This is a genomic window from Streptomyces sp. SDT5-1 (assembly GCF_052245995.1).
Taxonomy (GTDB): domain Bacteria; phylum Actinomycetota; class Actinomycetes; order Streptomycetales; family Streptomycetaceae; genus Streptomyces.
Genome location: NZ_CM125963.1, coordinates 3,044,980 through 3,063,169, shown reverse-complemented (window position 1 = coordinate 3,063,169; position 18,190 = coordinate 3,044,980). Strand labels below are relative to the sequence as shown.

Here is an 18,190-nt window from a genome sequence, read left to right as displayed (position 1 = left end):
AAAGGCATCCATTGCGCACCGCACGCTTCACCCTCGACCCCGCCTTCACCGTCGGCACGGTCAACCCCCGCCTCTTCGGCTCGTTCGTGGAACACCTCGGCCGCTGCGTCTACACCGGCATCTACGAGCCGGGCCACGAGCACGCGGACGAGTCGGGACTGCGGACCGATGTCCTGGAACTCGTACGGGAGTTGGGTGTGACGGCCATCCGCTATCCGGGCGGCAACTTCGTCTCCGGATACAAGTGGGAGGACTCGGTCGGCCCCGTCGAGGACCGCCCCGCCCGCCTCGACCTGGCCTGGCGCACCACGGAGTCGAACCGCTTCGGCCTCTCCGAGTACATCGCCTTCCTGCGCAAGATCGGCCCGCAGGCCGAGCCGATGATGGCCGTGAACCTCGGCACGCGCGGCGTCGCCGAGGCGATGGAGCTCCAGGAGTACGCGAACCATCCCTCCGGCACCGCCCTGTCCGACCTGCGGATCGAGCACGGCGACAAGGACCCGTTCGGCATCCGCCTGTGGTGCCTGGGCAACGAGATGGACGGGCCCTGGCAGACCGGGCACAAGACGGCGGAGGAGTACGGCAGGCTCGCCGCGGAGACGGCGCGCGCGATGCGCCAGATCGACCCGGATGTCGAACTGGTCGCGTGCGGCAGCTCAGGGCAGTCGATGCCGACGTTCGCGGAGTGGGAGGCGAAGGTGCTCGCCGAGACGTACGACCTCGTCGACCACATCTCGCTGCACGCCTACTACGAGGAGCACGACGGCGACCGGGACTCCTTCCTCGCCTCCGCGGTGGACATGGAGTCGTTCATCGAGAACGTCGTCGCGACCTGCGACCACGTCGGCGCGCGCCTCAAGTCGTCGAAGAGGATCAACCTCTCGTTCGACGAGTGGAACGTCTGGTACATGTCGCGTTCCCAGGCGGAGGTCGCGGCCATCGACTGGCCGGAGGCCCCGCGCCTCCTGGAGGACGTCTACTCGGTGACGGACGCGGTCGTCTTCGGCTCGCTGCTCATCGCCCTGCTCCGGCACGCGGACCGCGTCACGGTCGCGTGCCTCGCCCAGCTGGTCAACGTCATCGCCCCGATCATGACCGAGCCGGGCGGCCCGGCGTGGCGGCAGACGACGTTCTACCCCTTCGCGGCGGCGTCGGCGTACGGCCGCGGCGAGGTCCTCGACGTCCGCGTCTCGGGCCCCACGTACGACACGAAGCGCCACGGCACCGCCGACCTCCTGCACGCGACGGCCGTCCGCGCCGACGACGGCACGGTCACCGTCTTCGCGGTCAACCGCAGCCAGACGGACCCCCTCCCCCTGGAGGTCGCCCTGAACGGCCTGAACCTGACCCGGGTGGTCGAGCACAGCACCCTCTCCGACCCCGACCCCGACGCCCGCAACACCCTCACGGACCAGGAGCGGGTGACCCCGCACGAAACCACGGGCACCACCCTCGACAACACCACCCTGAAGTCGACCCTCGAACCCCTCTCCTGGAACGTGATCCGCCTGGCCTGACCTTTCGCCGTACGGAGCCGAACAAAGAGGGCCATGGTCGTCACCGGCCGAGTCGGTCGGCGACAACCATGGCCCTCGAGCGTCCGTGGCCTAGGCCAGCTGGTCGTAGACCATGCTCCACCAGCTCTCCGGATCCGCGAAGGCTCGGGGATCGCGGCTCTTCAGGTACTCGACCAATTCCTGGGTGTACTTCGCTTTCTGGTCCGGCTCGGCGGACTTCACGTGGACCAGGCGCAGGGCGAACCGGTACAGGAACTCGATGAACAGATCGAGGGTGCTGTTGACAACCTCTGCACCAGGTCGGTCCCCCTGGGAGAGCAGGATCACCAGGCCCTGATCCAGATCGAGGCAGTAGCTCATTCGAGGGCTGTCGGTCGGGCCACCCAGACAGAAGATCTCGACGCTCTCGCCGCCGACTTCGACGGGGAGGATGCTGAACGATGCCGGATCGCCGTCCGGGCGAAGGGTGAAGATCACATCGAGGAATGCGGGAAGGCCGGTGACCGCGAGGGTTTCGGCGTCCTCCTCCGAAATCCCGTTGTCGAGAGCATCGGCCTTGCCGAGCGTGACCACTCCGTCGGCCCCGAACAGGGAGGTCAGGTCTTCGTGGTTCGCCATTTCCTGTTTCCTGGGGTGAACGGGTGTCTTGCCGCCGACAGGGCGTCGTCGGCTATACCCGGGACCCAGCCTCCCGCACGGGCTCCTCGGAGGTGGAGGCCGGGGTCGGGGAGCCGGTCACGATCAGGGAGCGGCGGCGGCCGCGGGCCGTCGCCGTCACGCCGAGGGCGGCGAAGGCGGCGCAGATGAGGATCAGGGGGGTGCCGGTGATGCCCCACATGGCGAGGCCGGAGCCGGCGAGGAGGGTGATCAGGGCCCAGCGGAGGGACGGGCCCGAGATGCGGGTCGAGAGGAGGGCGCCGGTCACCACGCCGGGGATCGCGCCGATCAGCAGCGCGCCGGCCATGCCGAAGGCGATGTCGCCGAAGAGGGCGTGACCGAGGGCCGCCGCGGCGACCACCGGGATGGCCTGCACGAGGTCCGTGCCGACCAGGTGGTTCGCCTTCAGGCGCGGGTGCGCCAGCATCAGCATCACGATGATCAGCGAGCCGGAGCCGACGGACGTCATGCCGACGATGAAGCCGCCGATCAGGCCGATCAGCAGGGTGGCCACGGGGCGGACCGCCACCCGCGCGTCCTCGGCCTCGTCCGCCCCCGTGCCGCGCCGCGCGTCCAGCCACATCCGGGCCAGCATCCCGATGACCGCCAGGACGAGCGCGCCGCCGATGACGTACTTCACGCGCTCCTGGAGCTGGTCGCCGTCGCCGAGGAGCTGGAGGGTGAGCGCGCCGAGGACCGCCGCGGGCATCGCCGTCGGCAGCAGCCAGCGCACGATGTCCCAGCGCACGGTGCCCGCCTTCTGGTGCACCGCCGCCCCGAACGGCTTCATGAAGACGGACGTCGCCAGGTCGCTGCCGATGGCCGCCGTCGGGTTGACGCCGAACAGCATCACCATGATCGGCGTCATCAGCGCGCCGCCGCCCATGCCGGTCAGGCCCACGGCGAGACCGACGAGGGCACCGGCCACGACTATCGCCCAGGAGAAGTCCATGGGGGCGACTGTACGCACCATCCCTATGGGAATGGTAGGGATGGCTTCTCTGTCCCAGATGCTGGAAGATCCACGGCTGTCCACCACAATGGGCGCCATGAGGATCTCCGCCCGCGCCGACTACGCCGTACGTGCCTGCCTGGAACTCGCCGTCCACTCCGAGGGGGACGGCGCCCCGATCAAGGCCGAGGCCGTCGCCGCGGCCCAGGAGATCCCGCACAAGTTCCTGGAGGGGATCCTCAGCGACCTGCGCCGCGGCTGCATCGTCGTGAGCAAGCGCGGCGGAAATGGCGGGTACCTGCTCGCCAGGCCTGCCGCCGAGATCACCGTCGCGGACGTCGTGCGCGCCGTCGAGGGGCCCATCGTCTCGGTGCGCGGCGAGCGGCCGAACGCGCTCAGCTACACGGGCCCCGCCGAACCCCTGCTCCCGCTCTGGGTGGCGCTGCGGGCCAACGTCCGCAAGATCCTGGAGGGCGTCACCCTCGCCGACCTCGCGCACGACCGGCTGCCGGAGCCCGTACGGGAGCTGGCCGAGGACCCGGCCGCCTGGCGCAACCCCTGACGGCTCACGCCCCGGTGGACCGGACCAGCCGGTCCACCGCCGCCGTGCCCGAGCTGTAGGTGGTCCCTCCGTCCGGCTCGGGCACGGCGACTCCCTCCCCGCTCCCCATGAGCGACTCCAGACCGGCCACCAGGCGCAGGACGTCCGGTTGGGGCCGCACCACGAGGCGCAGGAAGCTGCTGGACGAGCCGATCTTGTTTCCGCACTCGCGGACCAGGACGCCGTGCTCGGTGAGCAGCCGGTCGCGCACCGTCACACCGTCGACCCCGTCGGGCAGCCGCACGTACAGGAAGTTGCCCTGCGAGGGGTACACGGTGAGCGGGCGCAGGCGGGCCAGGTGCCAGCGCATGTCCTGCCGGTCGCGGCACACCTGGCGGAGGCTGTCGGCGTACTCGCGGCGGTGCTCGCGCAGCATGAAGACGACCGTCTCGGCGAAGGCGTTGAGGTTCCACTTCGGCAGCGCCGACCGCACCCGGCCCGCGAGGCCCGGGTTCGCGACGAGGTAGCCGAAGCGGACCCCGTGCAGGCCGAAGTTCTTGCCGAGGCTGCGCAGCACGATCACGTTCGGCCGCAGGACCGCCTCCTGTACGAGGCTGGGGTCCTGCCCGCCCTCGGCGTCGGCGAAGTCGAGGAACGACTCGTCGATCACGATGAGATCGAGGTGCCGCAGCTCGTCGACGAGGGAGAGCAGGGCCCGCCGCCCGAGCAGCCCGCCGTCGGGGTTGTTCGGGTTGCAGACGACGGCGACCCGCGAGCCGCGCGCGTGGATGAACTCGGCGTACGCGGCCGGGTCGAGCGCGAACCCGTCCCGTTCGGGCAGCGGGAACATGTCGACCCGCTTGCCCGTCTCCATCGGCTGGTCCGTCCACCGCCCGAACGTCGGCACCGGCACGGCGAGGGACTCCCGTACGAGCAGGTGGTCGATCCACGTGATGAGTTCGGTGGACCCGTTGCCCATCGCCACGGTCCCCGGGGTGAGGCCGAGGACCTGGCACAGCTCGGCGGTGATGTGCTCGGCGCCGCTCGGGTAGTACGTCAGGATCTCGTGCAGCCGGCCCCGCAGCGCGTCCAGCATCGCCGGGGTGGGGAAGTAGGGGTTGCACGGGATGCAGAAGTCGACGACCTCGCCGCCGGTGCCGCCCGCCCCGGCCCGCGTCAGCTGGCCGTAGGAGGGGGAGTGGGCCGTCGCCCCTTGGAACAGCGAGACCACGCTTCCGCTCATCACATGCCTCCGCCCGTATCCGTGGTGGCGTGTCATACGGATACGGGCGGGGCGCCGTTCACCTCGTGGTGCTCAAGGTGTCCGGAGTGCTCAGGTGCCGAAGGAGTGGACCGTCGTCGTCCGGTACGTCTCCCCGGGCCGCAGCACCGTCGAGGGGAACGACGGCTGGTTCGGCGAGTCCGGGAAGTGCTGGGTCTCCAGGGCGAGGCCGTCGCCCTGCCGGTACGTGCGCCCGGACTGGCCGACGAGCGTGCCGTCGAGGAAGTTGCCGGAGTAGAACTGGAGGCCCGGCTGGTCCGTGGCGATCTTCAGGCTGCGGCCCGACGCCGGGTCGCGCAGCGTCGCCACGAGGACCGGCTTCGCGGTGATGCCCTTGTCCATGACCCAGTTGTGGTCGAAGCCCTTGGCGAGGATCTGCTGCGGGTGCCCCGCCCGGATGTCCCGCCCGATGGGCTTCGCCGAGCGGAAGTCGAACGGGGTGCCCGCGACCTTCGCCAGCTCACCGGTCGGGATGAGGCCTGCGTCGGTGGGCGTGTAGCGGGACGCGGCCAGCGTCAGCTCGTGGTCGTAGATCGTGCCGCTGCCCTCGCCCGCGAGGTTGTAGTACGTGTGGTTGGTGAGGTTCACGACGGTCGGCTTGTCGGTGGTGGCCTCGTAGTCGATCCGCCAGTCGCCGCGCGCCGTCAGCGTGTACGTGACCGTCGTCCTCAGTGTGCCGGGGTAGCCCATCTCGCCGTCGACGGACGTGTAGTGCATGCGCAGGCCGACGTCGGATCCTGCGGTGAACGGCTCGATGTCCCAGATCCGCTTGTCGAAGCCCTTGGCGCCGCCGTGCAGCGAGTTCTCCCCGTCGTTGACGGAGACCTGGTAGGCCTTGCCGTCGAGGGTGAACTTCCCCTTGGCGATGCGGTTGCCGTAGCGGCCGATGGTGGCGCCGAAGAACGTGGTGCCCGCGACGTACTCCTCGATGGTGTCGTAGCCGAGGGACACGTTCACGTACCGGCCGTGCCGGTCCGGGAGTTCGAGCGACTGGACGATGCCGCCGTAGTTGAGGACCTTCATGCGGGTGCCGCCGTTCGACAGCGACCAGCGGTAGACCTTGCTGCCGTCGGCGAGCTTGCCGAAGGGTTCCTTCACGGGCTTCCTGCTTCCGGAGGCGGTGGCCGATGCGTGCGCCGTGCCGCCGAGTGCGGTGGCGGCGACTCCCGCGGCCGCCGCCGAGGCGATGACCGTACGTCTGCTCAGTTCCATGGTGTGCGGCTCCTGAAGTGAGATGTGAAACCTGACCTACGAACCGGACTTGCGCTTGTTCCACACGTCGAAGCCGACCGCGGCGAGCAGGGCCAGGCCCTTGATCACCGACTGCCAGTCGGAGCCGACGCCGAGCAGGTTCATGCCGTTGTTCAGCACGCCGAGGACGAGACCGCCGATGATCGCGCCGAGGATGGTGCCGACGCCGCCGCTCATCGACGCGCCGCCGATGAACGACGCGGCGATCGCCTCGAGTTCGAAGTTGAGGCCCGCCTTCGGCGAGGCCGCGTTGAGGCGGGCCGCGACGACCAGGCCGGCCAGGGCCGCGAGCACGCCCATGTTCAGGAAGACGTAGAAGGAGACCTTCTTGTCCTTCACGCCGGACAGCTTCGCGGCAGGCAGGTTGCCGCCGATCGCGTAGATGTGCCGGCCGAAGATCGAGTTGCGCATGACGTAGCCGTAGCCGACCACGAGGGCGCCGAGGATGATCAGGACGATCGGGGTGCCCTTGTAGCTGGCGAGCAGCAGCGTCACCGTCGCGATCGCCGCGACGATCGCGACGATCTTCAGCACGAACAGGTTGAACGGGACGACGTCCAGGGAGAATTCGCGCTGCCTGCGCCGGTCGCGCAGCTCCTGCCAGACCACGGCGGCGGCGAGCAGCACACCGAGCAGCAGCGTGAGGTTGTGGTAGTTCGTGTTCGGCCCCACCGCGGGCAGGAAGCCGTTGCCGATCTTCTGGAGGCCGTCGGGGAACGGGCCGAGGGTCTGCCCCTTGAGCAGGATCTCGGTGAGCCCGCGCCACACCAGCATGCCCGCGAGGGTCACGATGAACGACGGTATGCCGCCGTACGCGATGAGCCAGCCCTGGATGGAGCCCGCGATGCCGCCCATGACCAGGCAGAGGACCATGGCGAGCGGCCACGACATGTCGTGGCTGACCGTGAGCACGGCGGCCGTCGACCCGACGAACGCCGTCAACGAGCCGACGGACAGGTCGATGTGGCCCGCGATGATGACCAGCATCATGCCGATCGCGAGGATCAGGATGTAGCTGTTCTGGAGCACCAGGTTGGAGACGTTGCGCGGCAGGATCAGGTCGCCGTTGGTCCACACCGCGAAGACGGCGACCAGCAGGCCGAGCGCGATCAGCATCCCGTACTGGCGCATGTTGCGGCGCATGCCGTCCACGACGAGTTGCAGGAGGCCGCCCCCCGCGGTCTCGCCGGCCTTGCCCGGCGGCGGTGGCGGCGCGGCCGCCGGGATCTTGTCCGTCACGTTCGTGCTCATCGCGCTACCTCTTTGTCCTTCGTCATCAGGCGCATCAGCGATTCCTGCGTCGCCTCGGCGCGCGGCACCTCGCCGGTCAGGCGGCCCGCGGCCATCGTGTAGATGCGGTCGCACATGCCGAGCAGCTCGGGCAGCTCGGAGGAGATGAAGACGACCGCCTTGCCCTCGGCCGCGAGCTTGTCGATCACCGTGTAGATCTCGTACTTGGCGCCGACGTCGATGCCGCGCGTCGGCTCGTCGAGGATCAGCACATCGGGGCCCGCGAAGATCCACTTGCTGAGGACGACCTTCTGCTGGTTGCCGCCCGACAGCTTGCCCGCGGGTTCGAAGACCGTGGGGGCCTTGATGTTCATCGACTTGCGGTAGCCCTCGGCGACCTGCCGCTCCTCGTGCTCGTCGACGACCCCGCGCTTGGCGACCTTGCCGAGCGCGCTCATCGTGATGTTGCGGCCGATGGTGTCGATGAGGTTCAGGCCGTAGTGCTTGCGGTCCTCGGTGACGTACGCGATCCCGTGCCCGACAGCGTCGGAGACGTGCCGCGTGCTGATCTCCTTGCCGTCCTTGAGGACCACGCCGCCGTCGTAGCGGCCGTACGTGCGCCCGAAGACGTTCATCGCCAACTCGGTGCGGCCCGCGCCCATCAGACCCGCGATGCCGACGATCTCGCCGCGCCGCACGGAGAGCGACACGTCGTCGACGACCTTGCGTTCCCGGTCGATGGGGTGGCGCACCGTCCAGTTGCGGATCTCCATGGCCGGCGCGGCGCCCGCCTCCGGCTGGTGCGGGGTGCGGTCGGGGAAGCGGTTGTCCAGGTCGCGGCCGACCATCCCGGAGATGATCCGGTCCTCGGTGGTCTCGGGCGCCCGCACGTCGAGGGTCTCGACGGTGCGGCCGTCGCGCAGGATCGTCACCGAGTCGGCGACCTTGCGGATCTCGTTCAGCTTGTGCGAGATGATGATCGAGGTGATGCCCTGGTCCTTCAGCTCCAGGATCAGATCGAGGAGCGTGTCCGAGTCCTCGTCGTTCAGGGAGGCCGTCGGCTCGTCCAGGATGAGCAGCTTCACCTCCTTGGCGAGCGCCTTGGCGATCTCCACGAGCTGCTGCTTGCCCACGCCGATGTCGGCGACGCGGGTGTTGGGGTTCTCGTTCAGGCCGACGCGGCGCAGCTGCCGCGTCGCGTGGCCCAGCGTCTCGTGCCAGTTGATGAAGCCGCGGCTCGCGTGTTCGTTGCCGAGGAACATGTTCTCGGCGATCGACAGGAACGGCACGAGCGCCAGCTCCTGGTGGATGATGACGATGCCGCGCGCCTCACTGGCGTTGATGTCCTTGAACTCGCAGCGCTCCCCCTCGAAGAGGATGTCCCCTTCGTAACTTCCGTGCGGGTGGACGCCGGAGAGCACCTTCATGAGGGTGGACTTTCCGGCGCCGTTCTCCCCGCAGATGGCGTGGACCTCACCGGGGCGGACGCTCAGGGAGACGTCCGACAGCGCCTTGACGCCGGGAAAGGTCTTGACGATCGAGCGCATTTCCAGGACGGGTCCCGCCATGGTCGTGCCCTTCTCTGAGGCGTGTCCTGGTTACTTCAGGCCCAGGTCGGACTTGGTGTAGTAGCCGCTGTCGATGAGCGTCTTCTCGTAGTTGGTCTTGTCGACGCTGACCGGGGTGAGCAGGTACGACGGGACGACCTTGGCGCCGTTGTCGTACGTCTTCGTGTCGTTGACCTTGGGCTTCCGGTCGTTGAGCACGTCGTCGACCATGTCGACGGAGACCTCGGCGAGCTTGCGGGTGTCCTTGTAGACCGTCGCGTACTGCTGGCCCGCGATGATCGACTTCACGGAGGCGACCTCGGCGTCCTGACCGGAGACGACCGGCAGCGGCTTGGCCTTCGTGCCGTAGTCGTCGGACTTCAGCGCGGAGAGGATGCCGATGGAGATGCCGTCGTACGGCGACAGCACAGCGTCGACCTTGTCGCTCTTGTACGTCGAGGTGAGGATGTCGTCCATGCGCTTCTGCGCGGTGGCGCCGTCCCAGCGCAGCGTCGTGACCTGGTTGAGCTTGGTCTGCCCGGACTTCACGACGAGCTGCTTCTTGTCGATGTACGGCTTGAGCACGGACATCGCGCCGTTGAAGAAGTACTTGGTGTTGTTGTCGTCGTTGGAGCCGGCGAACAGCTCCAGGTTGAACGGGCCCTTCTTGCCGCTGTCGAGGCCCAGCTTCTTGACGATCGCGCCGGCCTGCAGCTCGCCGACCTTCTCGTTGTCGAACGTCGCGTAGTAGTCGACGTTCTTCGAGTCGAGGATGAGGCGGTCGTACGCGATGACCGGGATGTTCGCGTCCTTGGCTTCCTGAAGGACGTTGTTGAGCGACTTGTTGTCGATCGCGGCGATGATCAGCGCGGAGACGCCCTGGGTGATCATGTTCTCGATCTGCGAGACCTGCTGGTCCGGGTCGTCCTCGCCGAACGCCAGCTTGGTCTTGTACCCCTTCGCCTTCAGCGACTTCACGACGTTGTTGCCGTCGGCGATCCACCGCTCGGAGGACTTGGTCGGCATCGCGATGCCGACGGTGGAGCCCTTCGCGCTCTTCTTCTCGTCCTTGCTGCCGCCCTCACTGTTCTGGCCGCAGGCGGACAGGGTGAGCGCGAGGGACGCCGATGCGGCTATCGCGGTGAGAACGGCTCGACGGTTTCGCATGGTCATCATCCTTGATGTGTGAGTGCACAAGTGCGGGCGGCGCGAAGTCCCTTGCGAGGAGCTGGGGTTGGTCGGGTGGAGCGTGGAGATGCGTTGGATTCTGCGCGGCCCTGTCCAGTTCTGGGAAGTTGCGTGCCCGGAACGTTATTCGCCCGTGTCGAAGCGGCTCAGCGCCCCCGGCAGCCGTGAGCCGAGCGGGGACATCCCGCCGTCGGCCCCGTGCCGTGCCAGCAGGTCGAGCGCGAGGCGGCCCCTGCGCACCCGCTCGCGGGCGGTGTCGAGGGTGACGTCGCGCAGCTGGGCGCCGTACGGATAGATGGACGGCGCCTTGGCGAGCCCGAACTTCAGGTACAACGGGGCGCCCCGCCGCACCAGTTCGGCGATCTCGTACATCCGGACATACCCGCCGAGGTCGTCCGGCGCCTCGACGTACATGTCCATGGGGGCGGCCGACACCCGGCGGATCTCGGTGAGGTGCGCGAGCGTGAGGTCGCTCGGCACGTTCAGCGAGTCGGCGCCGAGCCGCTCGTACACGGCGTACGAGGCCGGGTTGACGGGTCCGACCAGCGCGGACACCTTGAGCGTGGTGTCGGCCGGGATGACGCCCTGCCGCCGCGCCCGGTGCAGCGTCCACAGCACGCCCTCGTCGGCGACGAGCAGGCACTTCACGCCCAGCTCCGTCGCCCGTACGGCGTCCTCGACGCAGCCGGCGACGGCGTCGTGGCCCCGGGCGCGCAGCCCGGCGCCGCCCGAGTCGGTACGCACCGAGGCGCCGGTGTCCCAGGTGCCGCGCGGCCCGGTGAACAGGCAGAGCTCGATGTCGCGTTCGGCGGTCGCCTCGACCATCTCGACGATCTCGGCGTCCCGCAGCATCCAGACGCCGCTGCCCTGGCTGATGCGGTGGATCGGCACGTCGAGCCGCGAGGACTCCTTGAGCACGGTGGCGACGGCCTCGGGCCCCTCGACGGAGGGGATCTCGATGCGCCAGGTGCCGCCGTCGGGGAACGTGTGCGGGGATGCGTCGGCGGGGGAGTGGTCGGGGGCGCTCAGCCCGAGGGCCGAGAGGGCGGGTTCGCCGGGTCGGCGGGGTGTGTCGGTCACGGTGGTCCTTTTCGGGTTGTTCGAGATTTCGGATGCAGTTCGGATGGGTTCAGCCCCGTCGGCGTTCGAGGCGCGGGGCCGGGGCGGAGCCCCTAGGGCCGCAACAGCACCTTCCCCACCGCGGGGTCACCCGCCCCCACCCACTCGATCGCCTCGGCGAACCGCTCAAGCGGCACCTGATGCGTCACGAGCGGCAACGGATCGAGCAGCCCCGCCCCGAACATCCGCACCGCATGGGCCCACGCGTCCGCCGCCGCCCCGAACACGGTCCGCACCTCCAGCTGCCGCACCACGAGGTCCGTCGGATCGAGCCCGTCCGCCGCCCCGGCCGCCGGAATCCCGGTGAGCACGAGCCGGCCGCCCCGCCGCAGCAGGGACGCCGCCGTACGCGCTGCGGAGGCGGACCCGGCGGTCTCGATCACCACGTCGAGGTCGTCCGGCAGCGCGTCCGTGCGCAACCGGAAGTCGGTGGCGCCGAACTTCCGTGCCAGCGCCTCCCGTTCGTCCCGCGTGCCGACGACCACGAGATCCGCGGGGGACGCCGCCGCGAGGAACTGCACGGCGAACATCCCGAGCGTCCCGGTCCCGACCACGCCCACCCGCTGACCGGGCCGCGCCTCCGCCTTGATCGCGGCGGCGGCGATGCACGCGGCCGGTTCGAGGAGCGCGGCGGCGGTGAGGTCGGCGTCGTCGGGCAGCGCGTGCAGCAGCCGCGCCGGGAGCGTCAACGTCGCGGCCATGGCGCCGGGTTGGGTGAACCCGGTCTCCTCGTAGCCGTGCGTGCACAACGTCGTCTCACCGGCATGGCACCGGTCGCACACCTGACAGTTGCGGAAGCCCTCGCCGACGACCTTGCGCCCGACCAGCGCGCCCGGCACCCCGTCGCCCACCGCGTCCACGACGCCGGACCACTCGTGTCCCGGTGTCAGCGGGTAGCGGACGTAGCCCTCCGGCCGGTTGCCCTGGTACACCTCGCGGTCGCTGCCGCAGATGCCCACGGCGTGCACCCGCACCCGCGCCTCGCCGGGGCCCGGCTCGGCGGGCTCGTGCGGCACGACGCGGTGCCTGCCCGGCGCCTCGACGACGACCGCGGAACTCACGACGACGCCTTCGGGTCGCGCTTCTCCCAGCCCTCGGCCCACAGGTCGAAGCGGGCCTGCTGCTGCGGGAACTCGGCCGCCGCGTCGACGTCGAGCTCGACGCCGAGGCCCGGCTCGTGGGACAGCTCGAAGTACCCGTCGACGACCTGCGGAGCGCCCTTCACGACCTTCTTGATCTCCGCGTCCGCGAAGTCGTTGAAGTGCTCGAGGATCTTGAAGTTCGGGGTGCTGAAGCCGACTTGGAGCGAGGCGGCGGTGAGCACGGGACCGCCCACGTTGTGCGGAGCCACCAGCATGTAGTGGGTCTCGGCCGTCGCCGCCAGCTTCCGGGTCTCCCAGATGCCGCCGATGTGGCCGACGTCCGGCTGGAGGATGTCCACGGCCTGGTTCTCGAACAGCTCCCGGAACTCGATCCGGTCGTGGATCCGCTCACCGGTCGCCACCGGCATCTCCACCTTCGCGGCCACCTTCTCCAGCGCCTTGAGGTTCTCCGGCGGCACCGGCTCCTCCAGCCACGCGGGCTTGAACGGCGCCAGGTCGCGGGCGAGCCGGATCGCCGTGGCGGGCGAGAACCGTCCGTGCATCTCCAGCATCAGCTCGGCGTCCGGACCGATCGCGTCGCGCACGGCCTCGATCAACGACACGGCGTACAGGGACTGCTCATGGTCCAGCTCGAAGTGACCGGTGCCGAAGGGGTCGATCTTCAGCGCCTTGTACCCGCGCTCCATCACCGCCTGCGCGGCCTTGTGGTACGCCTCCGGGGTGCGCTCGGTGGTGTACCAGCCGTTCGCGTACGCCTTGACCCGGTCGGTGACCTTGCCGCCGAGGAGCTGCCACACGGGGACGCCGAGCGCCTTGCCCTTGATGTCCCAGCAGGCCATCTCGATCACGGCGATGCCGGACATGACGATCTCGCCGGCCCGGCCGTAGTCGCCGTACTTCATCCGGCGGACGAGGTCCTCGACGGCGAACGGGTCGGAGCCGACAATGTGGTTGGCCTGTGCCTCGTTCAAGTAGCCGATGAGCGCGTCGGTGTGGCCCAGCATCCGGGTCTCGCCGACACCTGTGAGCCCCTCGTCGGTGTGCACCTGTACGTAGGTCAGGTTCCGCCACGGAGTCCCGACCACATGCGTGCTGATTCCCGTGATCCGCAAGGCAGTTGCCCCCTGTGCCGTTCGAAATTTCGTATCTCGTTCGAAATGCTGGCGAGACAGTAAGTCGGCCCAGATGGGGTGTCAATGGGTCTGCACGGGTCGACAGATGGCCCTGCCATCGATCGGCGGGCGGTCGCGTGCCGTCGCGTTCCGTGCAGAAGTTTCACAGGACGGGCTTTTTCTCTCACCGGCCCTGCGCCTAGCCTCCGTTGACCATGGACGACTACTGCCATCCATGCCGCAGACACCTCAACGGCGCCCTGACCTGCCCGGGATGCGGCACCCCCGTCGAGGCCGTGCGCGCGTACGGGGAGTGGATAGCCGCGCAGGAGGCGGCGGTCGACGAGGAGCCACGACGGCGGGCCGCGGTCCCGGTCAGGGCGCGGGTCGGGCGCCGCTCGCACCGCTCCGCGGGCCCCGGTCGGCGCGGCCGGGTCCTCCTGGCGACGGCCGGACTCGCGCTCGTCGCGGGCGGCGTCGGACTCGGGGTCGCCCAGCTCGGCGAGGAACCCTCCGACGGCGACACCCGTGCTCAGGCCGCCCCCGACACGCCCACCGCCGCGACGAAGGAGGCCGGCACCGCGCCCCCGTCCGCGACGAGCGAGCGCTCCACCCCCGCGGCGTCCCGCGCCTCCCGCACCCCTTCGAGCCCGGCCTCGACGCCGCCCCGGCCCGAGCGCACGCGGACCTCGTCCGCCCCGGTGGACGCCGCCGAGACGACCCACCGCTCGCGCCCCGCGCCGACGACCTCCGCACCCCGCGCCTCCGCGACCTCCCGGCCGACCTCCTCGGCCCCTCGCACCCCGTCGGCCACGCCGACCGGCGAACCGGACCCGGCCGCCACGTGCGACCGCTTCCTCTGGTGGTGCACCTAGCCCGGAGGTGTGGGGCTCAGGCGGCCCCGACCATCCGGCGCAGCATGTCCCGGAACGCCACTCGCTCCTCCTGTGAGAGGCCGGCCAGCGGCTCCCGGGCGAAGTCCAGGGACTCGCGCAGGGCCCGCGCGATCCTGCGCCCCTCGTCCGTGGCGGCCGCCACCTTCACCCGCCGGTCTCCGGGCGACGGCTGCCGCTCGACCAGGTCGCGGCTCTCCAGGCGGTCGACGATCCCCGTCACGTTCGACGGCTCGCACTTCAGGCGCTGCGCCACCTGCCGCATCGGCAGCGGCTCAAGGGACAGCAGGCCGAGCACGCGCGCCTGCGCCCCGGTGAGTCCGTGCCGCGCGGCGGCCTCCTCGTACTCCTGGTGGTAGCGCGCGACGACCTCCCCGATCAGCTCGACGACCTCGAGCGTGAGGGGGTCCGTGCGGGGGGTACGCGTTGCGGCCATGCCCACCAGCGTACCCAGTTGCTTGACATCATGAAATATTCAGCGGCATGGTTGTTTCAGGTACTGAAGTATTTGGGACCCCTACGACGAAGGATCAGCGCATGACCGCCGACACCCCCCAGATCCCCGCCACCGGCCGCGAGTGGGCCCTGATCAGCCGCCCCGTCGGCTGGCCGAAGCCCGAGGACTTCGAGCTGCGCGAGGCCCCGGTGACCCAGCCCGGCCCCGGTCAGGTGCTGGTCAAGAACCTGTACGTCTCCGTGGACCCGTACATGCGCGGCCGGATGAGCGCCGCGAAGTCCTACGTCGCCCCGTACGAGCTGGGCAAGGCCATGCAGGGCGGCGCCGTCGGCATCGTGCTCGCGTCGAACGACGAGGGCGTCTCCGTCGGTGACCACGTGCTGCACTTCTTCGGCTGGCGCGAGTACGCGACGTTCGACGCCAAGCAGGCCGTGAAGGTCGACCCGGACGCCGCGCCCCTGTCCACGTACCTCGGTGTCCTCGGCATGACGGGCCTGACCGCGTACGCGGGCCTGCTGCGCACCCTCTCCTTCAAGGAGGGCGACAGCGTCTTCGTGTCCGGCGCGGCCGGTGCGGTCGGCGGCCAGGTCGGCCAGATCGCCAAGCTCAAGGGCGCCTCGCGGGTCATCGGCTCGGCCGGCTCCGACGAGAAGGTCAAGCTGCTCCTCGACGAGTACGGCTTCGACGCCGCCTTCAACTACAAGACGGGCGACGTCCATACGCTGCTCAAGGAGGCGGCCCCCGACGGCGTCGACGCCTACTTCGACAACGTCGGCGGCGACCACCTGGAGGCGGCCATCGCCCGCCTGAACCGCGACGGCCGCATCGCCATCTGCGGCGCGATCTCCGTCTACAACAACACGGAGCCCGCCCCCGGCCCGCGCAACCTCTCCCGCCTGATCCAGACCCGCGGCCGCATCGAGGGCTTCCTCGTCGGCGACCACTACGACCTCCAGCCGCAGTTCGTGCAGGAGGTCGGCGCCTGGGTCCGCTCCGGCGAGCTGAAGTACCGCGAGACGTTCGTCGACGGCATCGAGAACAACCTGGAGGCGTTCCTCGGGGTCCTGCGCGGCGACAACACCGGAAAGATGATCGTCAAGCTCTGAGCGGAAGCCCTGCTTTCCGGGCGCTGGTGGCGGGGGAGTGACCCCCGCCACATCCATTGATTCCGTGATTCGGTAACCTCGTTCCGCTGAACGAAAGAACCGCCCGCGCGAACGAGGGAGCCGGTCATGGCCATCACGCAGTCCGACGTCGTCTACACCGCCACCGCCACCGCCGAGAACGGCCGCGACGGCCGCGTCTCCACCAGCGACGGCAAGCTCGACCTCGTCGTCAACCCGCCCAAGGAGCAGGGCGGCTCCGGCGAGGGCACCAACCCCGAGCAGCTCTTCGCCGCCGGCTACAGCGCCTGCTTCCAGGGCGCGCTCGCCGTCGTCGCCCGCCAGGAGGGCGCCGACGTCTCCGGCTCGACCGTCACCGCCAACGTCGGCATCGGCAAGAACGACGAGGGCTTCGGCATCATCGTCGAGATCTCCGCCGCCATCCCGAACGTGGACGCGGCCACCGCCAAGTCCCTGGTCGAGAAGGCCCACCAGGTCTGCCCGTACTCCAAGGCGACCCGCGGCAACATCACGGTCACGCTCTCCGTCTGAGCTTGATGTGCGGTCGGGCCCGTCCCGTAGGGTTGCGCCATGCGTGATCTCGGGGCGGGCTTCGGCTACTTGATGAAGGGGCAGCGTTGGGTTGCCCAGCACGGAAAGCAGTACGGCTGGAGCCTGCTGCCGGGGCTGATCACCCTCGTGCTCTACGCGGCGGCGCTGGTCTGCCTCGCCGTCTGGGGCGGCGACTTCATCTCCTGGGTCACCCCCTTCGCCGACGGCTGGTCCTCCCCGTGGCAGGGCCTGTTCCGCGGCTTCCTCACCGCGGTCCTCTTCGCCCTCGGTCTGCTGCTCGCGGTGCTCACCTTCACCGCGGTGACCCTGCTGGTCGGCCAGCCCTTCTACGAGTCGCTGTCCGAGGAGGTCGACCGCTCCGAGAGCGGCGGCCACGCGCCGGAGTCCGGCCTCTCCCTCATGCGGGAGCTGTGGATCTCCGCCCGCGACAGCCTGCGGCTGCTCGTGCGCGCCGCCCTGTGGGGCATCCTGCTCTTCGCCCTCGGGTTCCTGCCGTTCGTCGGCCAGACCGTGATCCCGGTCATCGGCTTCTTCGTCACCGGCTACTTCCTCACGGAGGAGCTGACGTCGGTGGCCTGGCAGCGGCGCAACCGTGAGGTCCGCGAACGCCTCGCCGTGCTGCGCTCCCGCAAGGGCCTCGCCTGGGGCTTCGGCACCCCGCTGGCGCTCGCGTTCCTGGTGCCGTTCGTCGCCGTCTTCCTGATGCCGGGCGCCGTGGCGGGCGCGACCCTGATGGTCCGCGAACTGGAGGGCGAACGCCCCGCCGCCGACCCCACGCCGGCCCCGCCCGCCTCACCGGCTCCTCCCGCCCAGGGCTGGGTGAACTAGGGCCCTCCTGACGGATCCTGCTGGAGTCGCGGGCCCTGGCACGCACATCTGCGGCGTTGTCGTCGGTTGCCAACGCTCCGCGTTGACGCCCTCCTCCGCCTTGCATCTGCGCGCACCAGACCCCGCTCACGGAGTCGAATGGCTGCGGCCTCCCGCGTCCAGCCTGATCCGTCAGAAGGGCCCTAACCCTCCGCGGCCAGCAGTTCCAGGAAATCGCGCACCGACGCGGGCATGTCCACGGCCTCCGGGTCGAGCAGCCACTGGTACTGCAGACCGTCGAGCACCGCGACGAGCAGCGGCGCCGCCCGCTCCGGCGTGAGCCCGCCGGGCAGCCGCTCCCCGTACTCGGCGCGCAGCACCTTGGCCATCGACTCCCGCACGCCGACGTAGCGCCGGGTGAAGAACTCCCGCGCCGGATGCCCCTCGGTCACCGATTCGCCGAGCAGCGCGGAGAAGGTCTGCACGATGCCGGGCCGCATCGCGTTGTACTCGACCAGCGTGCCCAGCAGATCGAGCCGCCACTGGCTGCTCGGCACCGAGTCCCACTGGTCGCGCTCCTCGAGGACGGCGACGAGCAGCGCCTCCTTGGTGGGGAAGTGGTGCAGCAGCCCCTGCTGGGTCAGCCCCACCCGCTCGGCGACGGCCGCCAGGCTCGCGCCCCGGTACCCGCGCTCGGCGATGACGTCGAGGGCGGCCCGCAGGATCTCGGCCCGCCGCTCCCCGCTCCTGGCGGTCCTGGTGCTGCTCATGCCGTCACGGTACGACACGGCCCCGACCTCACTCCGTACGAGAAGTCACGGAGAGATAACAAAACCTACCTCTCTACAGGTCGCGGGT

Annotated in this window: 18 protein-coding genes; 6 read left to right on the top strand and 12 right to left on the bottom strand. The window is 69.8% G+C overall.

The window, feature by feature from the left end:
- Positions 1-11 precede the first annotated feature (11 nt).
- Positions 12-1,517, top strand: coding sequence for an arabinosylfuranosidase ArfA (gene arfA / locus ACTWJ8_RS14355; RefSeq protein WP_443264026.1), 1,506 nt, complete (start codon positions 12-14; stop codon positions 1,515-1,517).
- A gap of 90 nt (positions 1,518-1,607) precedes the next feature.
- On the opposite strand, the gene ACTWJ8_RS14350 is transcribed toward arfA, so the two are convergent.
- Both ACTWJ8_RS14350 and ACTWJ8_RS14345 read right to left on the bottom strand, forming a co-directional pair.
- Positions 1,608-2,135 carry an SUKH-4 family immunity protein gene (locus ACTWJ8_RS14350; protein WP_443264025.1) on the bottom strand — a complete coding sequence of 176 codons (528 nt, stop codon included), beginning with the start codon at positions 2,133-2,135 and terminating at the stop codon, positions 1,608-1,610.
- 52 nt (positions 2,136-2,187) lie between these two features.
- Positions 2,188-3,126 (bottom strand): sulfite exporter TauE/SafE family protein, encoded by a 939-nt coding sequence (locus ACTWJ8_RS14345; RefSeq protein WP_443264024.1) that lies wholly within the window; start codon positions 3,124-3,126, stop codon positions 2,188-2,190.
- Positions 3,127-3,223: 97 nt separating this feature from the next.
- Between ACTWJ8_RS14345 and ACTWJ8_RS14340 the strand changes: the two genes are divergently transcribed.
- Positions 3,224-3,688, top strand: coding sequence for an RrF2 family transcriptional regulator (locus ACTWJ8_RS14340; protein WP_356377319.1), 465 nt, complete (start codon positions 3,224-3,226; stop codon positions 3,686-3,688).
- Between the two features lie 4 nt (positions 3,689-3,692).
- Here the strand turns inward: ACTWJ8_RS14340 and ACTWJ8_RS14335 are convergent, their stop codons facing one another.
- The 8 genes from ACTWJ8_RS14335 to ACTWJ8_RS14300 all read right to left on the bottom strand — a co-directional run bounded on the left by ACTWJ8_RS14335 (position 3,693) and on the right by ACTWJ8_RS14300 (position 13,499).
- Complete coding sequence (locus ACTWJ8_RS14335; protein WP_443264023.1) at positions 3,693-4,910, bottom strand: pyridoxal phosphate-dependent aminotransferase; 1,218 nt, start codon at positions 4,908-4,910, stop codon at positions 3,693-3,695.
- Positions 4,911-5,000: 90 nt separating this feature from the next.
- Positions 5,001-6,161, bottom strand: a complete 1,161-nt coding sequence (locus ACTWJ8_RS14330; protein ID WP_443264022.1) for an aldose epimerase family protein — start codon at positions 6,159-6,161, stop codon at positions 5,001-5,003.
- A gap of 36 nt (positions 6,162-6,197) precedes the next feature.
- Positions 6,198-7,451, bottom strand: coding sequence for a multiple monosaccharide ABC transporter permease (mmsB, locus tag ACTWJ8_RS14325; RefSeq protein WP_443264021.1), 1,254 nt, complete (start codon positions 7,449-7,451; stop codon positions 6,198-6,200).
- The gene (gene mmsA, locus ACTWJ8_RS14320; protein WP_443264020.1) at positions 7,448-8,998 is read right to left on the bottom strand and encodes a multiple monosaccharide ABC transporter ATP-binding protein; all 1,551 of its coding nucleotides are present in this window, start codon (positions 8,996-8,998) and stop codon (positions 7,448-7,450) included. Before mmsA ends, mmsB begins: the two co-directional genes overlap by 4 nt.
- 30 nt (positions 8,999-9,028) lie before the next feature.
- The gene (gene chvE, locus ACTWJ8_RS14315; protein ID WP_356377331.1) at positions 9,029-10,144 is read right to left on the bottom strand and encodes a multiple monosaccharide ABC transporter substrate-binding protein; all 1,116 of its coding nucleotides are present in this window, start codon (positions 10,142-10,144) and stop codon (positions 9,029-9,031) included.
- A 144-nt stretch (positions 10,145-10,288) separates the two neighbouring features.
- Positions 10,289-11,245: a hypothetical protein gene (locus ACTWJ8_RS14310; RefSeq protein WP_356377334.1), complete on the bottom strand. Its 957-nt coding sequence runs from the start codon at positions 11,243-11,245 to the stop codon at positions 10,289-10,291.
- Positions 11,246-11,337: 92 nt separating this feature from the next.
- On the bottom strand, positions 11,338-12,345 hold the full coding sequence (locus ACTWJ8_RS14305) for a zinc-dependent alcohol dehydrogenase (protein WP_443264019.1): 1,008 nt from the start codon (positions 12,343-12,345) through the stop codon (positions 11,338-11,340).
- Complete coding sequence (locus ACTWJ8_RS14300) at positions 12,342-13,499, bottom strand: mandelate racemase/muconate lactonizing enzyme family protein (protein ID WP_356377339.1); 1,158 nt, start codon at positions 13,497-13,499, stop codon at positions 12,342-12,344. Before ACTWJ8_RS14300 ends, ACTWJ8_RS14305 begins: the two co-directional genes overlap by 4 nt.
- Positions 13,500-13,714: 215 nt before the next feature.
- On the opposite strand from ACTWJ8_RS14300, the gene ACTWJ8_RS14295 reads away from it, so the two are divergent.
- Positions 13,715-14,374 (top strand): SCO2400 family protein, encoded by a 660-nt coding sequence (locus tag ACTWJ8_RS14295; RefSeq protein ID WP_443264018.1) that lies wholly within the window; start codon positions 13,715-13,717, stop codon positions 14,372-14,374.
- 16 nt (positions 14,375-14,390) lie between these two features.
- Here the strand turns inward: ACTWJ8_RS14295 and ACTWJ8_RS14290 are convergent, their stop codons facing one another.
- The gene (locus tag ACTWJ8_RS14290) at positions 14,391-14,828 is read right to left on the bottom strand and encodes a MarR family winged helix-turn-helix transcriptional regulator (RefSeq protein WP_443264017.1); all 438 of its coding nucleotides are present in this window, start codon (positions 14,826-14,828) and stop codon (positions 14,391-14,393) included.
- Between the two features lie 101 nt (positions 14,829-14,929).
- Between ACTWJ8_RS14290 and ACTWJ8_RS14285 the strand changes: the two genes are divergently transcribed.
- The 3 genes from ACTWJ8_RS14285 (at position 14,930) to ACTWJ8_RS14275 (ending at position 17,353) form a co-directional block, all read left to right on the top strand.
- Positions 14,930-15,955 (top strand): NADP-dependent oxidoreductase, encoded by a 1,026-nt coding sequence (locus ACTWJ8_RS14285; RefSeq protein ID WP_443264016.1) that lies wholly within the window; start codon positions 14,930-14,932, stop codon positions 15,953-15,955.
- Between the two features lie 126 nt (positions 15,956-16,081).
- A complete protein-coding gene (locus tag ACTWJ8_RS14280; RefSeq protein ID WP_356377349.1) occupies positions 16,082-16,504 on the top strand; it encodes an organic hydroperoxide resistance protein in 423 nt (140 codons plus the stop codon).
- Between the two features lie 39 nt (positions 16,505-16,543).
- On the top strand, positions 16,544-17,353 hold the full coding sequence (locus ACTWJ8_RS14275) for an EI24 domain-containing protein (protein ID WP_356377351.1): 810 nt from the start codon (positions 16,544-16,546) through the stop codon (positions 17,351-17,353).
- A gap of 182 nt (positions 17,354-17,535) precedes the next feature.
- Here the strand turns inward: ACTWJ8_RS14275 and ACTWJ8_RS14270 are convergent, their stop codons facing one another.
- Positions 17,536-18,120, bottom strand: a complete 585-nt coding sequence (locus tag ACTWJ8_RS14270) for a TetR/AcrR family transcriptional regulator (protein ID WP_443264015.1) — start codon at positions 18,118-18,120, stop codon at positions 17,536-17,538.
- Positions 18,121-18,190: the final 70 nt, after the last annotated feature.

Bases quoted from the DNA above. Each gene is read 5' to 3' on its own strand.
- ACTWJ8_RS14350 (WP_443264025.1), bottom strand. From the start codon at position 2,135: ATGGCGAACCACGAAGACCTGACCTCCCTGTTCGGGGCCGACGGAGTG.
- ACTWJ8_RS14345 (WP_443264024.1), bottom strand. From the start codon at position 3,126: ATGGACTTCTCCTGGGCGATAGTCGTGGCCGGTGCCCTCGTCGGTCTC.
- ACTWJ8_RS14340 (WP_356377319.1), top strand. From the start codon at position 3,224: ATGAGGATCTCCGCCCGCGCCGACTACGCCGTACGTGCCTGCCTGGAA.
- ACTWJ8_RS14335 (WP_443264023.1), bottom strand. From the start codon at position 4,910: ATGAGCGGAAGCGTGGTCTCGCTGTTCCAAGGGGCGACGGCCCACTCC.
- ACTWJ8_RS14330 (WP_443264022.1), bottom strand. From the start codon at position 6,161: ATGGAACTGAGCAGACGTACGGTCATCGCCTCGGCGGCGGCCGCGGGA.
- mmsB (WP_443264021.1), bottom strand. From the start codon at position 7,451: ATGAGCACGAACGTGACGGACAAGATCCCGGCGGCCGCGCCGCCACCG.
- mmsA (WP_443264020.1), bottom strand. From the start codon at position 8,998: ATGGCGGGACCCGTCCTGGAAATGCGCTCGATCGTCAAGACCTTTCCC.
- chvE (WP_356377331.1), bottom strand. From the start codon at position 10,144: ATGCGAAACCGTCGAGCCGTTCTCACCGCGATAGCCGCATCGGCGTCC.
- ACTWJ8_RS14295 (WP_443264018.1), top strand. From the start codon at position 13,715: ATGGACGACTACTGCCATCCATGCCGCAGACACCTCAACGGCGCCCTG.
- ACTWJ8_RS14290 (WP_443264017.1), bottom strand. From the start codon at position 14,828: ATGGCCGCAACGCGTACCCCCCGCACGGACCCCCTCACGCTCGAGGTC.
- ACTWJ8_RS14285 (WP_443264016.1), top strand. From the start codon at position 14,930: ATGACCGCCGACACCCCCCAGATCCCCGCCACCGGCCGCGAGTGGGCC.
- ACTWJ8_RS14280 (WP_356377349.1), top strand. From the start codon at position 16,082: ATGGCCATCACGCAGTCCGACGTCGTCTACACCGCCACCGCCACCGCC.
- ACTWJ8_RS14275 (WP_356377351.1), top strand. From the start codon at position 16,544: ATGCGTGATCTCGGGGCGGGCTTCGGCTACTTGATGAAGGGGCAGCGT.